Consider the following 13,144-nt stretch of genomic DNA (forward strand, 5'->3'; position numbering starts at 1 on the left):
CCTCGGGGGAGGCGCGGGGGCCGGGTGCAGGCGCCGAGACCGATCGGCCCAGGACGATTCAGGACGCGCCCGAACCGCTCCCCTGCTGCTTCTTCACGAGATCGGTGAAGTCGACCGTGTCACCGGCCGGGGGCTTCTCGACCGAGACCTTCGTGCCGTAGTCGCTGTAGTACACCGTGGAGTTCAGCTCGCCGGTCTTCATCTGGCCGCGCTCGGTCTTCTTGACCAGCAGGTCGTTCTCGTCGACCCAGATGTCGACCTTCTCGGTGGTGATCCCGGCGTCGCCCAGCTGCTTCTTCAGCTGGGCGAGCTGGTCGGCGTCGAGCGCGGAGTTCTTCGCGGTCAGCTCGGCGACGTCGACGGTGCCGGAGTAGTGCGTCGTGGAGACCCCGCGTACGTCCTCCTGGCCGACCATCGTCACGTCACCGGAGGCCAGCAGGGACTTCACGCCCTGGTCGGGGGTGGTGTTCTCCATCTGCTGCTTCATCGCCTCGCCGGAGGCACCCGAGAGCTCCGCGAGATCGGCGTAGCCGTAGTTGATCCAGTGCTGGCCGCCGACCTGCTTGGCGAAGGCGTCGCCCATGTTGACGGCGTAGCCGTCCTTGAAATAGCGGGCCTGCATCGTGCCACTGGCACCGTTCTGCTTCATGGCTTCCGCCACGGTGCCGCCGGTGTACGTGATCTCCATGGTGCCGGTGAGACCGTCGGTCCAGTCGATGGTGCCGCTCTGCTTCATGGACATGGTGGTGCCCATTTCGGTGGTGCCCTCGACCTTGGCCGAGCTCTTCCCACCGGTCTTCGTCTGAACGTCGCGCAGCGCGGCGATCGGATCAGCCTTCACCACGGCGCTGCCGCGGTCGGCGCCCTTGTCGTCCGACTGCCCGCAGGCCGCGACCGACGTCAGCGCCGCCGCCACCGCTATCGACAGACTCACGCGTCGCACGGTACTGGTCCTCATGTCCGCTTCCACCCCTCGTTCGGCTATCGGAGACTCACGCTAACGCACAGTCCCGACACAGCCACCGGATCCGTACGGATACGAGGACGGGCCCCGCACCTCGAAAGGTTGCGGGGCCCGTCCATGTCACGCGTGACGCGGCCTGCTGCCGAGCGCTGGGGCTCAGACGGCGGCCGGGTCCTCCTCGACGAGGAGGTTACGGGTGCGGTTGGCGTCCAGCGGGATGCCGGGGCCCATCGTGGTGGCCAGCGCGGCCTTCTTGATGTAGCGGCCCTTGGCGGCGGACGGCTTCAGACGGAGGACTTCCTCCAGCGCCGCGGCGTAGTTCTCGACCAGCTTCGTCTCGTCGAAGGAGACCTTGCCGATGATGAAGTGCAGGTTCGAGTGCTTGTCGACGCGGAACTCGATCTTGCCGCCCTTGATGTCGTTGACAGCCTTGACGACATCGGGGGTGACGGTGCCGGTCTTCGGGTTCGGCATCAGACCACGCGGACCGAGCACCCGGCCGAGGCGGCCGACCTTGCCCATGAGGTCCGGCGTGGCGACGACGGCGTCGAAGTCCAGACGACCCTTCGCCACCTCGTCGATGAGCTCGTCGGCGCCGACGATGTCGGCGCCCGCGGCTTCCGCGGCCGCAGCACGGTCACCGGTCGCGAAGACCAGGACCCGGGCGGTCTTGCCGGTGCCGTGCGGGAGGTTCACGGTGCCACGGACCATCTGGTCGGCCTTGCGCGGGTCGACACCCAGACGGAAGGCGACCTCGACAGTGCCGTCGAACTTGGTGGTCGCGGTCTCCTTGGCGATACGGACGGCCTCGAGCGGGGCGTAGACGCGCTCCCGGTCGATCTTGGCGTCCGCAGCGCGGAGGTTCTTGCTGCGCTTCACTTCTGCTCCTGTGGTTTCAGGGTGTGGAGTCGTGGTGCGGGCCAGCGCTTGGCCCTACCACTGAGGACGTGAGGGGCTGAATCAGCCTTCGACCGTGATGCCCATGGAACGGGCGGTGCCAGCGATGATCTTCGACGCGGCGTCGAGGTCGTTGGCGTTCAGGTCGGGGAGCTTCGTCGTGGCGATCTCGCGGACCTGGGCGGCCGTCAGCTTGGCAACCTTGGTCTTGTGCGGCTCGCCGGAGCCCTTGTCCACACCTGCGGCCTTGAGGATCAGCTTGGCGGCCGGCGGAGTCTTGGTGATGAAGGTGAACGAACGGTCGTCGTAGACCGTGATCTCCACCGGCACGACCATGCCACGCTGCGACTCGGTCGCGGCGTTGTAGGCCTTGCAGAACTCCATGATGTTGACGCCGTGCTGGCCGAGCGCGGGGCCGACCGGCGGGGCCGGGTTGGCCGCACCGGCGTTGATCTGGAGCTTGATGAGCCCCGTGACCTTCTTCTTCTTGGGAGGCATTGCTCTCTCCGGGTCCTAGTGAGAGTTTTTCGCCGCCGTCCGGTCATCCGGATGGAGGCATACCGCACAACGATAACGGGTATGGCTGCGCGTCCAAAAACCGAGCAGGTCAGACCGGCTGCGGGGCCGGTCTGACCTGCTGGGTAGGCATGTGTCCAGAAGCTGGCGGACGAGGTCAGTTCTTCTGGATTTGGTCGAAGCTGAGCTCGACCGGGGTCTCGCGGCCGAAGATCTCGACGAGACCCTTGACCTTCTTCGAGTCGGCGTTGATCTCGTTGATCGTCGCCTGCAGCGTCGCGAACGGGCCGTCGGTGACGGTGACCGAGTCGCCGACCTCGAAGTCGAGCACCTGCACCTCGACCTTGCGGGCCGGAGCCGGCTTGCCCTCGGCCTCGGCGGCCTCGCGGGCCGCCTTCTCCTCGGCCTCCGGGGCGAGCATCTTGACGATCTCGTCCAGGGTCAGCGGGTACGGGTCGTAGGCGTTGCCCACGAAGCCGGTGACACCGGGAGTGTTGCGGACGACGCCCCAGGACTCGTTCGTCAGATCCATGCGCACCAGGACGTAACCCGGGAGCTTGTTCTGGCGGACGTTCTTGCGCTCGCCGTTCTTGATCTGGACGATCTCTTCCTCGGGCACCTCGGCCTGGTAGATGAAGTCCTCGACGTTGAGCGAGACGGCGCGCTGCTCCAGGTTGGCCTTCACGCGCTTCTCGTAGCCGGCGTACGTGTGGATGACGTACCACTCGCCGGGAAGGCCGCGCAGTTCCTCACGCAGGGCCGTGACGGCGTCGACGGGGGCGGCCGGCTCGGCCTCCTCCTCGTCGTCGGTCTCGTCGCCCTCGGTACCGGCGTCGGCGTCGGCGGCCTCGTCAGCCTCGTCGTCCTCGGTGTGCAGGGCGGCCTGCTCGGCGGGCTCACCCGCGGCGGCATCGGCAGCTTCAGCCTGGTCCGGCTCCTCGGCGTCCGCTCCCTCGACGATGTCGAGCTCGTCCTTGGCGGACTCGAAGGCGCCCGCCGTCGGCTCGACGGCGTCGTTCAGGTTCGGGTCAGACACGGTGGCTGCTTCTTCCTGGATACATATGGGTGGAACATGCGAAAGAGGCGCCCGGAGGCGCCCTCCGCGGGATCAGCCGAAGACGTACTTGATGACCCGCTGGAATCCGAAGTCAATCACGGTCACCAGACCAATCATGACGACGACGAAAACAATCACCACTGAGGTGTATGTCGTCAGCTGATGACGAGTCGGCCAGACAACCTTGCGCAACTCGGCGACGATCTGGCGGTAGAACAGCGCGAGACGGCCCAGAGGGCCCTTCTTTCCGCGCTTGCCGCCCTTCCGAGTCTTCTTCGACTCGGGCACTTCATCATCGGCATCAGGCATGTCGATGGAGCCCACGGCGTCCGTCACGCTTCTCACCTGATTCCGGGTCATGGCCGTGCCGCGCCCGGTGGAGCCGCACGGCTGTGCATTTAAGTACGTACATGCGCACACATCCTGGCGAAGGAGTGTGTAGCAGGGCCGGAGGGACTTGAACCCCCAACCGCTGGTTTTGGAGACCAGTGCTCTACCAATTGAGCTACGACCCTTTGTGGTTTCCACCAACCTACCGCATCTTTCCCGATGATCCAGGTGCAGGAACGGTGCGGCTGGTGAAGGCCAACGACAGGTGAGTGTACGTGTTCCTCGGCCCGGCGTCGAACAGAAAGCTCGTGACCGCTCGCGGTCGCTCGGTGTCCGCATGCTGTCGGAGTCGTGTCCGGTCACTGAAACCCGTGTGCCGACCGGGAACGCCGTCTGGGACCATGGGCGCCATGAGCGCTGCAACTTCTCCCTCCGAGCGCCGGGTCTCCGCCCGCATCGGTGCGATCTCCGAGTCCGCCACCCTCGCCGTCGACGCCAAGGCCAAGGCCCTCAAGGCCGCCGGCCGTCCGGTGATCGGCTTCGGTGCCGGTGAACCCGACTTCCCGACCCCCGGTTACATCGTCGAGGCCGCGGTCGAGGCCTGCCGCAACCCGAAGTACCACCGCTACACCCCGGCGGGAGGGCTCCCGGAGCTCAAGGCCGCCATCGCGGAGAAGACGCTGCGCGACTCCGGCTACGAGGTCGACCCCGCCCAGATCCTGGTGACCAACGGCGGCAAGCAGGCCATCTACGAGGCGTTCGCCGCGATCCTCGACCCGGGCGACGAGGTCATCGTCCCCGCTCCGTACTGGACCACGTACCCCGAGTCGATCCGGCTGGCCGGCGGCGTCCCGGTGGAGGTCGTGGCCGACGAGACCACCGGCTACCGGGTCTCCGTCGAGCAGCTGGAGGCGGCCCGCACGGAGCGTACGAAGGTCGTCCTGTTCGTCTCCCCGTCGAACCCGACCGGCGCCGTGTACAGCGAGGCCGAGGCCGAGGCGATCGGCCGCTGGGCCGTGGAGCACGGTCTGTGGGTGCTGACCGACGAGATCTACGAGCACCTGGTCTACGGCGACGCGACGTTCACCTCGCTGCCCGCGATCGTGCCCGAGCTGCGTGACAAGTGCATCGTGGTCAACGGTGTCGCCAAGACGTACGCGATGACCGGCTGGCGGGTGGGCTGGATCGTCGGCCCCAAGGACGTCGTCAAGGCCGCGACCAACCTGCAGTCGCACGCCACGTCCAACGTCTCCAACGTCGCCCAGGTGGCAGCGCTGGCCGCCGTCTCCGGCAGCCTGGACGCGGTGGCCGAGATGCGCACCGCCTTCGACCGGCGCCGGCAGACCATCGTCCGCATGCTCAACGAGATCGACGGCGTGCTGTGCCCGGAGCCCGAGGGCGCGTTCTACGCGTACCCCTCGGTGAAGGAGCTGCTCGGCAAGGAGATCCGCGGCAAGCGCCCCGCCACCACGGTCGAGCTGGCGGCCCTCATCCTGGACGAGGCCGAGGTCGCGGTCGTTCCGGGCGAGGCCTTCGGCACGCCGGGCTACCTGCGGCTCTCGTACGCCCTGGGCGACGACGACCTCGTCGAGGGCGTCTCGCGGCTCCAGAAGCTGCTGGCCGAGGCCAAGGCGTAGCACCTCCCGCGTTCCACGAGCGACCCCCGGCCCCGGCCGGGGGTCGCTCGTGTGTTCGAGGGTCAACTCAATGGGGAAAGCGGCTACCGCTGGACCCCCCGCGTGCGGCAGGATCTTGGAATGGAGCGTGATGTACGGCTGTTGCCCAAGGCCCACCTGCACCTGCATTTCACCGGGTCGATGCGGCCCACGACCCTGCTCGAACTCGCCGACAAGTACGGCGTGCATCTGCCGGAGGCCCTGACCGGCGGCGGGCCGCCCAGTCTGCGTGCCACGGACGAACGCGGATGGTTCCGTTTCCAGCGGCTCTACGACATCGCCCGATCGTGCCTGAGGGCCCCCGAGGACATCCAGCGCCTCGTGCGCGAGACGGCCCAGGAGGACGTCGCGGACGGCTCGGGCTGGTTGGAGATCCAGGTCGATCCCACCTCGTACGCCCCGCTGCTCGGGGGGCTGATCCCGGCGATCGAGATCATCCTGGACGCCGTGGACAGCGCGTCGCGCGAGACCGGTCTGCCGATACGGGTGGTGATCGCGGCGAACCGGATGAAGCATCCGCTGGACGCACGCACCCTGGCCCGTCTCGCGGTGCGGTACGTGGACCGGGGCGTCGTCGGATTCGGGCTCTCCAACGACGAGCGCCGCGGAATGGCGCGGGACTTCGACCGGGCTTTCGCCATCGCCCGCGAGGGTGGTCTGCTGGCGGCCCCGCACGGCGGTGAACTGGCCGGCCCCGCGAGCGTGCGGGACTGCCTGGACGACCTGGACGCGTCCCGGATCGGGCACGGTGTACGGGCCGCCGAGGACCCGCGGCTGCTGCGCAGACTGGCGGAGCGCGGGGTGACCTGCGAGGTCTGCCCGGCGTCGAACGTGGCGCTGGGCGTCTACGAGAAGCCCGCCGACGTACCCCTGCGCACCATGTTCGAGGCCGGGGTGCCGATGGCGCTCGGCGCGGACGACCCGCTGCTCTTCGGCTCGCGCCTGGCCGCGCAGTACGACCTCGTACGGCGCCACCACGCGTTCACGGACGAGGAGCTGGCGGAACTGGCCCGCCAGTCGGTACGCGGCTCCGCGGCGCCGGACGCGGTACGGACACGGCTCCTGGAGGGCATCGACGACTGGCTGTCCGCACCGGCGGGCCGGGCGCCGCTCCGGGCGTGACCCCCGGGGCTCCGCACAGGGTCGGTGGCCGCCCCGGGCCTGACCCCGGCCGCCGCACAGGGGCGGGCTACGCCCCGATCCCCCGTATCAGCGCCCCGGCCACGGACGCCGCGAAGTCGTCGAGGGTCTGCGGCGGCCCGCCGCTCTCCGTGGCCTCGTAGGCGAAGGCCCGCTGGGCGCAGGCCCCCAGGAGCAGTGACGCGGCCGCGTAGGTGTCCGCGTCGGCCCTCACCCGCCCGGCGGCCTGCTCGGAGCGCAGATACGCGTCGAGACCGCGGAGGGGCATGTGCGGTCCGGTGCCCAGCTCCCTCATCACCGCGTTGTGACGTTCCTTGAGCCGCGGCTCGGCGTACAGGGAGGCGGCGATCGGGAAGCTCTGCTCGTAGAAGAGGGCGGCTTGCCGGGCGATCTCGGTGAGGTTCTGCTCGACGGTCCGCTCCCCCGCCCCCGGGGACACGAGAAGGCGTTTCAGCAGCGGGTCGAGCCTGGGCAGCCGCTCCTTGAGCACGGCCACGAACAGCTCTTCCTTGCTCGGGAAGTGCTTGTAGAGCGCGGCCTCCGAGCAGCCTGCGGCTCTGGCGATCTCCTTCGTGGTGGCGCGGGCCAGGCCGATGGTGAGCATCAGCCGATGGGCGGCGTCGATGATGCGGACGCGGGCCGGCCGTTGCTCCATGTGCACTCCAACGAAGCTTGACGCGATGGTGAGTATCCACTCACTCTAGGGGTGAGTGAATACTTACCCACCCCGGGAGGGTGCGCAATGAGGATCACGGTGTTCGGTGCGACGGGCGGCATCGGTCAGGAGATCGTCCGCCAGGCAGTGGCGGCCGGCCATGAAGTGACGGCGGTGGTCCGCGATCCGGCGCGGCTGCCCGTACCGCTCTCCGACGTACAGGTGCACACGGCCGCGTGTGTCGACGACCCGGAGGCGCTGCGCGAGGCGGTGGCGGGGCGGGACGCGGTGCTCTCCGGGCTCGGCTCGCACGGCCGGAAGGCCGACGGGATCGCCGAGCGGCTCACCCGGTCGGTGCTGCGGGCGATGGAGGTCGAGGGGACGCGGCGGCTGCTGGTGGTCAGTGCCGCTCCGGTCGGTCCCGCGTGCGCGGACGATCCACTGCTGGACCGGATCGTGCGGAAGGGGATCGGCGCGATCCTCAAGGAGGTCTACGCGGACCTGACACGGATGGAGGCCGCGCTGGCCCGAAGCGCGACGGACTGGACGTCCGTGCGGCCCCCGAAGCTCACCAACGGTCCGCTGACCGGGAAGTACCGCACGGTCCACGGCGGAAACCCGCGCAGCGGCCGCTCCATCTCCCGGGCCGATGTGGCGCACGCGATGCTGGCACTCATCGACGATCCGGCGGCGGTGAAGCAGGGCGTGGGCGTGGCGTACTGATCGGCGCTACAGGGCGGGGGCACGGCGTACGGGCGGGGCGACAGGGCGGAGGTGTGGCGAGCGGGCGGGGCGGCAGGGCGTGGGCGTGGCGAGCGGCGCGCCCGCTACAGGCTCACGCCGACCGTCACGGGCTCGTTGACGAGCGTGACGCCGAATGCCTCCTGGACCCCGGCGACGACCTCCCGGGCGAGCGCGAGAAGGTCCTCGGTGGTCGCGTCGCCGCGGTTGGTGAGCGCGAGGGTGTGCTTCGTGGAGATACGGGCCGGTCCCGTGCCGTACCCCTTGGTGAAACCGGCCTTGTCGATGAGCCAGGCAGCGGAGGTCTTGGTGCGTCCCCCGCCCGCGGGGAAGGCGGGGGGCGTCGCCTCGGGACCGAGCCGGTCCTTGGCGCGGGCGACGAACGCCTCGTACTCCGCCTCCTCCAGGATCGGGTTCGTGAAGAAGGAGCCCGCCGACCAGGAGTCGTGGTCCTCCGGGTCCAGCACCATGCCCTTGCCGGCGCGGAGCCTGAGCACCGTTTCGCGGGCCGCCGCGACGGGCACGCGCTCGCCGTGTCCGACGCCCATGGCGCGGGCCGTCTCCGGGTACTTCAGGGGGGCGGACATACCTCCCGCGTCCTCCAGCTCGAAGCGGACACGCAGCACCACGAAGCGGTCGGGTTCGTCCTTGAAGCGGCTGTGCCGGTAGGAGAAGGCGCACGCGGCGTTCGGGATGGTGACGGTTTCGCGGGTGTACCGGTCGTAGGCGACGACCTCCGTGAGGGTGGAGGACACCTCCTGGCCGTAGGCGCCGACGTTCTGGATCGGCGTCGCACCCGCGGATCCGGGGATTCCGGCCAGGCACTCGATTCCCGCGAGCCCGGCCTCGACGGCACGGGCGACGGCGTCCGTCCAGACCTCCCCCGCGGCCAGCTCCAGCGTCGTACCGTCCAGGGCGAAACCCTTGGTCGCGATGCGCAGGGCAGTGCCGTCGAAGCCCTTGTCGCCGATGACCAGGTTGCTGCCGCCGCCGATGACGAGGAGCGGGGTGCCGTTCTCGTCGGCCTCGCGGACGGCTTCGATCACCTCGGCGTCGGTCGTCGCCGTGCGGAGGAGGGCGGCGGGGCCGCCGAGCCGGAAGGTGGTCAGGGGGGCGAGGGGGGCGTCGTGGAGTTCCTGCACGGGGACAAGAGTACGGTCCGCGGCCCCGCCGCTCGGGCGGGGCCGCGGACCGTACGCACGGGGCCGCGGCTCAGACAGGCCCGCGGACCGTGCACACAGGTCCGCGACTCAGACAGATCCGCGGACCGTGCACACGGGACCGCGGCTCAGGCTGCGGCCAGGGCACGCTCCCCGGCCGGCTCGGGCGGCGTGGCCGAGACGCTGCGGCGGCCGGGGATCAGCAGGGCGACGAGAGCGGCCAGCGCCACCGCGCCGGCGCCGATCCACACCGCCGGAACAGTCCCGTCCGTAAAGGCCCGCGGGGATGCGTAACCGCCCTGCGAGGAGAAGACCGTGGCGAGCACGGCGACCCCGAGGGCTCCGCCGACCTCGCGCAGGGCGTTGTTGGCGCCGGAGGCGATGCCCTGCTCGGCGGGGCGGACGCTGGACATCACGAGGCTGGCGGCGGGCGCGAAGTACAGGGCCATGCCGACGCCACCGACGATCAGGCCGGGCAGTTGCGAGGCGTACGAGGCGTCGGGGCCGAGGGCCATCGCGAAGAAGGCGAGGCCGGCGGCCTGGAGAACGAGCCCGGCCACGACCACGGGCCGGCCGCCGAACCGGTCGGAGAGCATCCCCGCGACGGGCGCGACCAGCATCGGCATTCCGGTCCAGGGCAGCATCCGCAGACCGGCCTCGGTGGGCGAGTAGCCCAGCACGCCCTGGAAGTACTGGCTGAGCAGGAAGATCGACCCGAACATCCCGAGGAACATCAGCAGACCGGCCATGTTGATCCCGAAGAACGCACGGCTGCGGAAGAGCCGCATGGGCAGCATCGGGTTCTTCGCGTGAAAGCCGTGGAGGACGAACCCGGCGATGAGTGCGGCGCCGGCGAACAGGGCGGTGAGGACCGTGGGGCTGGTCCAGCCGTCGGAGTTGGCGTTGACCAGGCCGTAGACGATGCCGAAGAGCCCGCCACTGACCAGGAGCGTGCCGGGTATGTCGAGCCGTGAGTCCGGCGCGTACGACTCCGTCAGGCGCAGTCGCGCCAGCGGCAGCAGGGCCAGACCGACCGGGACGTTCAGCCAGAAGATCCACTGCCAGGACAGGTGCTCGGTGAGGCTGCCGCCGATCAGCGGCCCACTGGCCACGGCCAGGCCGGTGACGGCGCTGAAGATTCCGAGCGCGGCACCGCGGCGGGCGGGCGGCACGGCGGCCGTGAGCAGGGTGAGCGTGAGCGGCATCATGATCGCCGCACCTACGCCCTGGACGGCCCGGAAGGCGATCAGTTCGTTGATCCCGGACGAGAGCGCCGCCGCGGCGGAGGCGCCGGTGAAGACGGCGAGCCCGGCAAGAAAGAGCCGGCGTCGGCCGAACCGGTCGCCGAGGGCCGCGCCGAACATCAGCAGGACGGCGAAGGTGAGGGTGTACGCGTTCACCGTCCACTCCAGCTCCGCCAGTTCACCGCCGAGGCTCGTGCGGATGGAGGGCAGGGCGGTGGTGACGACGAGGTTGTCGAGGGCCGCCATGAATCCGGCGACGCTGGTGATGACGAGGGCCCAGACCGCTCCTGAGCGGCCCGCTGTGCGCTGGTTCACTGCTCCCCCTGGAGTTAGTTATCAGTTACTAAGTTCTCTGGGCAGAAAACCGGGCGGAACCCGGGTCGCACTGTTCAGTCAGCCGGTTTGGCCGAGTCGTAGAACCCTGACCAGATCCGATGGTCGACCGGGAAGCCGAGCGAGGTCAGGGTGTTGATGAGCATTCCGTACGCGAGGAATGACGTCGTCTCGTCGAGATCGGCGCCGAGCGCGAGGTGGATCTCGTCCCACATCCGCAGCCAGGCGGCGCGGACCGACTCGCCGAACTCGTGGTCCCCCGCCGCTTCGGCCGCCGCGATGGCCGCGTACATCTGCATCTGCATCAGCAGCTTGTCCGGGTCGTCGACGATCAGGCGCTGATACGCCTCGGCCATGGCGTGCAGCACCTCGTCGCCCTCACGGCCTTCGGCCGCGTCGGAGAAGACCTTCCGGGTGTCCGTGAGGCAGCGCTCGGCGGCGGCGAGGAACATGGCCTGCTTGTTCGGGAAGAGGCGGAAGAGGTACGGCTGCGAGACCCCCACGCGCCTGGCGATCACCTCGGTGGAGGTGGCGGCGTAACCGCCGCGCGCGAACTCGGTGATCGCCGCACGGATGACGCTCTCGCGCCGCTCTTCTGCACTCATCCTCACCATGCGCTGAAGTTAGTACTCAATCACTAACTTGGTCAAGCGTCGAGCGGCGGGCCGTACAAAGTCGAGCGGCGGGCCGTACAAACGAGGGAGCCACACGGACGAAGGAGCCCCTTCGACGGGCGAGCGGGGTGAGGGCTCCGCCCCGAGGACAGCGCCCCTGGCGAGGACAGCGCCCCCTACCCCTGCCCGGCGGTCTCAGCCGAGCCGCACCACGGCGCGGGACATGCCCAGCACCTTCTTGCCCTCGCTCATGGCCGTCAGATCCACCCGCACCCGCTTGTCGTCCAGCAGAACCGCCACCTTGGCACTGACCTCGATCAGGGCCCCCTTGTCGTCGTTCGGCACGACGACCGGCTTGGTGAACCGCACCCCGTACTCGACGACCGCACCGGGGTCACCGACCCAGTCCGTGACCACCCGGATGGCCTCGGCCATGGTGAACATGCCGTGCGCGATCACGTCCGGCAGTCCCACCTCCTGGGCGAACTTCTCGTTCCAGTGAATCGGGTTGAAGTCACCGGAGGCACCGGCGTACCGCACCAGCGTCGCCCGGGTCACCGGGAAGGACTGCGGCGGCAGCTCCGTACCGACCTCGACCGACTCGTAAGCGACCTTCGCCGTCATCACGCCTCCTCGGCGGCGCGCGCCACCAGCTTCGTCCACGCGGTCACGACATGCTCACCGGATTCGTCGTGGACCTCGCCACGGATGTCCAGGACGTCGTTGCCCGCCAGGGACTTGATGCCCTCGATCGTCGAGGTGACCGTCAGCCGGTCCCCCGCCCGGACCGGGCGCACGTAGGTGAACTTCTGGTCACCGTGCACCACACGGCTGTAGTCCAGGCCCAGCTGCGGGTCCTGGATCACCTGGCCGGCGGCCTGGAAGGTGATCGAGAAGACGAACGTCGGCGGCGCGATCACGTCACTGTGGCCGAGCGCCTTGGCGGCCTCGGGATCGACGTACACCGGATTGGCGTCGCCCACCGCCTCGGCGAACTCGCGAATCTTCTCCCGGCCGACCTCGTACGGCGGGGTGGGCGGATAGATCCGCCCCACGAAGGACTGGTCGAGCGCCATGTGCTCGCAACCTCCTGATGAAAGATGAAAAGGCCGAAGGACAGCCCCCATACAACGACACGAGGCCGCCCCCAGTGGGGACGGCCTCGTGTACGAGCCTGATTCAGCGCGTTTCGCGGTGCGCCGTGTGCGAGTTGCAGCGCGGGCAATGCTTCTTCATCTCAAGACGGTCCGGGTTGTTGCGCCGGTTCTTCTTGGTGATGTAGTTCCGCTCCTTGCACTCCACGCAGGCCAGCGTGATCTTCGGGCGGACGTCGGTGGCAGCCACGTGAGTGCTCCTTGGACGGACGGATGGACGGATGAACGCAAAAAAGAGTAGCCGATCGAAGGACCGACCCCACAATCGGCTACCGTAAGTAGCGGTGACCGGACTTGAACCGGTGACACAGCGATTATGAGCCGCTTGCTCTACCGACTGAGCTACACCGCTTTGATGACGGATCCCCCCGCCGAAGCGGGGTTTCCCGATCACCAGAGCCCCAATGCGGAATCGAACCGCAGACCTTCTCCTTACCATGGAGACGCTCTACCGACTGAGCTATTGGGGCGAGCGATGAAGACATTACACGGTTGGTCGCCGTTCGCCCAAATCCGTTTCGGGGCCCCGGACGGCACCCTCGACCGAGACGCCGCCGATCCCTGGGCCGGCCTCCCTCCAGGCCGCTCACCAGGCCGCTCACCAGCCGAGTGAACCGCGCCTCGGCACTCACACCGGCCGCCACAGCCCCAGCCGTACACGCG

15 protein-coding genes and 3 tRNA genes are annotated in these 13,144 nt (G+C 69.0%); 3 read left to right on the forward strand and 15 right to left on the reverse strand.

The annotated features are described in order from the left end of the window. Positions 1-58: 58 nt before the first annotated feature. The 6 genes from ACFVUT_RS18865 to ACFVUT_RS18890 all read right to left on the reverse strand — a co-directional run bounded on the left by ACFVUT_RS18865 (position 59) and on the right by ACFVUT_RS18890 (position 3,949). A complete protein-coding gene (locus ACFVUT_RS18865) occupies positions 59-958 on the reverse strand; it encodes a hypothetical protein (protein WP_389656068.1) in 900 nt (299 codons plus the stop codon). Between the two features lie 162 nt (positions 959-1,120). Further along, entirely contained in the window at positions 1,121-1,843 is a 723-nt protein-coding gene (rplA, locus tag ACFVUT_RS18870) for a 50S ribosomal protein L1 (protein ID WP_389656071.1), read from the reverse strand. An 81-nt stretch (positions 1,844-1,924) separates the two neighbouring features. Continuing rightward, positions 1,925-2,359: a 50S ribosomal protein L11 gene (gene rplK, locus ACFVUT_RS18875; RefSeq protein WP_024494105.1), complete on the reverse strand. Its 435-nt coding sequence runs from the start codon at positions 2,357-2,359 to the stop codon at positions 1,925-1,927. A gap of 175 nt (positions 2,360-2,534) precedes the next feature. After that, positions 2,535-3,413 carry a transcription termination/antitermination protein NusG gene (gene nusG / locus ACFVUT_RS18880; protein ID WP_389656075.1) on the reverse strand — a complete coding sequence of 293 codons (879 nt, stop codon included), beginning with the start codon at positions 3,411-3,413 and terminating at the stop codon, positions 2,535-2,537. Between the two features lie 72 nt (positions 3,414-3,485). After that, positions 3,486-3,770 carry a preprotein translocase subunit SecE gene (gene secE, locus ACFVUT_RS18885; RefSeq protein ID WP_389656078.1) on the reverse strand — a complete coding sequence of 95 codons (285 nt, stop codon included), beginning with the start codon at positions 3,768-3,770 and terminating at the stop codon, positions 3,486-3,488. 106 nt (positions 3,771-3,876) lie between these two features. Beyond that, positions 3,877-3,949 (reverse strand) — tRNA-Trp (locus tag ACFVUT_RS18890). Between the two features lie 225 nt (positions 3,950-4,174). Here ACFVUT_RS18890 and ACFVUT_RS18895 point away from each other — a divergent pair. Together ACFVUT_RS18895 and ACFVUT_RS18900 are read left to right on the forward strand one after the other, a co-directional pair. Then, positions 4,175-5,401: a pyridoxal phosphate-dependent aminotransferase gene (locus tag ACFVUT_RS18895; protein ID WP_389656081.1), complete on the forward strand. Its 1,227-nt coding sequence runs from the start codon at positions 4,175-4,177 to the stop codon at positions 5,399-5,401. Positions 5,402-5,521: 120 nt separating this feature from the next. Next, a complete protein-coding gene (locus ACFVUT_RS18900) occupies positions 5,522-6,562 on the forward strand; it encodes an adenosine deaminase (protein ID WP_389656085.1) in 1,041 nt (346 codons plus the stop codon). Positions 6,563-6,629: 67 nt separating this feature from the next. Here the strand turns inward: ACFVUT_RS18900 and ACFVUT_RS18905 are convergent, their stop codons facing one another. Then, positions 6,630-7,235, reverse strand: coding sequence for a TetR/AcrR family transcriptional regulator (locus tag ACFVUT_RS18905; protein ID WP_389656088.1), 606 nt, complete (start codon positions 7,233-7,235; stop codon positions 6,630-6,632). 87 nt (positions 7,236-7,322) lie between these two features. On the opposite strand from ACFVUT_RS18905, the gene ACFVUT_RS18910 reads away from it, so the two are divergent. Continuing rightward, positions 7,323-7,958 carry an NAD(P)-dependent oxidoreductase gene (locus ACFVUT_RS18910; RefSeq protein ID WP_389656091.1) on the forward strand — a complete coding sequence of 212 codons (636 nt, stop codon included), beginning with the start codon at positions 7,323-7,325 and terminating at the stop codon, positions 7,956-7,958. Between the two features lie 104 nt (positions 7,959-8,062). Here ACFVUT_RS18910 and ACFVUT_RS18915 read toward each other — a convergent pair whose 3' ends face one another. The 8 genes from ACFVUT_RS18915 to ACFVUT_RS18950 form a co-directional block, all read right to left on the reverse strand. Beyond that, entirely contained in the window at positions 8,063-9,118 is a 1,056-nt protein-coding gene (locus ACFVUT_RS18915) for a UDP-N-acetylmuramate dehydrogenase (RefSeq protein ID WP_389656113.1), read from the reverse strand. Positions 9,119-9,264: 146 nt separating this feature from the next. Beyond that, positions 9,265-10,695: a DHA2 family efflux MFS transporter permease subunit gene (locus tag ACFVUT_RS18920; RefSeq protein WP_389652346.1), complete on the reverse strand. Its 1,431-nt coding sequence runs from the start codon at positions 10,693-10,695 to the stop codon at positions 9,265-9,267. A gap of 74 nt (positions 10,696-10,769) precedes the next feature. Beyond that, positions 10,770-11,318, reverse strand: a complete 549-nt coding sequence (locus ACFVUT_RS18925; RefSeq protein ID WP_389652349.1) for a TetR/AcrR family transcriptional regulator — start codon at positions 11,316-11,318, stop codon at positions 10,770-10,772. 204 nt (positions 11,319-11,522) lie between these two features. Further along, positions 11,523-11,951 (reverse strand): MaoC family dehydratase, encoded by a 429-nt coding sequence (locus ACFVUT_RS18930; RefSeq protein WP_389652352.1) that lies wholly within the window; start codon positions 11,949-11,951, stop codon positions 11,523-11,525. Continuing rightward, positions 11,951-12,403, reverse strand: coding sequence for a MaoC family dehydratase N-terminal domain-containing protein (locus ACFVUT_RS18935; RefSeq protein ID WP_389652355.1), 453 nt, complete (start codon positions 12,401-12,403; stop codon positions 11,951-11,953). The genes ACFVUT_RS18930 and ACFVUT_RS18935 overlap by 1 nt, the downstream gene beginning before the upstream one ends. 103 nt (positions 12,404-12,506) lie before the next feature. Then, positions 12,507-12,671, reverse strand: coding sequence for a 50S ribosomal protein L33 (gene rpmG, locus ACFVUT_RS18940; RefSeq protein WP_003956487.1), 165 nt, complete (start codon positions 12,669-12,671; stop codon positions 12,507-12,509). Between the two features lie 89 nt (positions 12,672-12,760). Further along, positions 12,761-12,833, reverse strand: a tRNA-Met gene (locus ACFVUT_RS18945). Between the two features lie 45 nt (positions 12,834-12,878). After that, positions 12,879-12,951: transfer RNA gene (locus tag ACFVUT_RS18950), tRNA-Thr, on the reverse strand. Between the last annotated feature and the right edge of the window lie 193 nt (positions 12,952-13,144).

This window comes from Streptomyces sp. NPDC058051 (assembly GCF_042885475.1).
Taxonomy (GTDB): Bacteria; Actinomycetota; Actinomycetes; order Streptomycetales; family Streptomycetaceae; genus Streptomyces.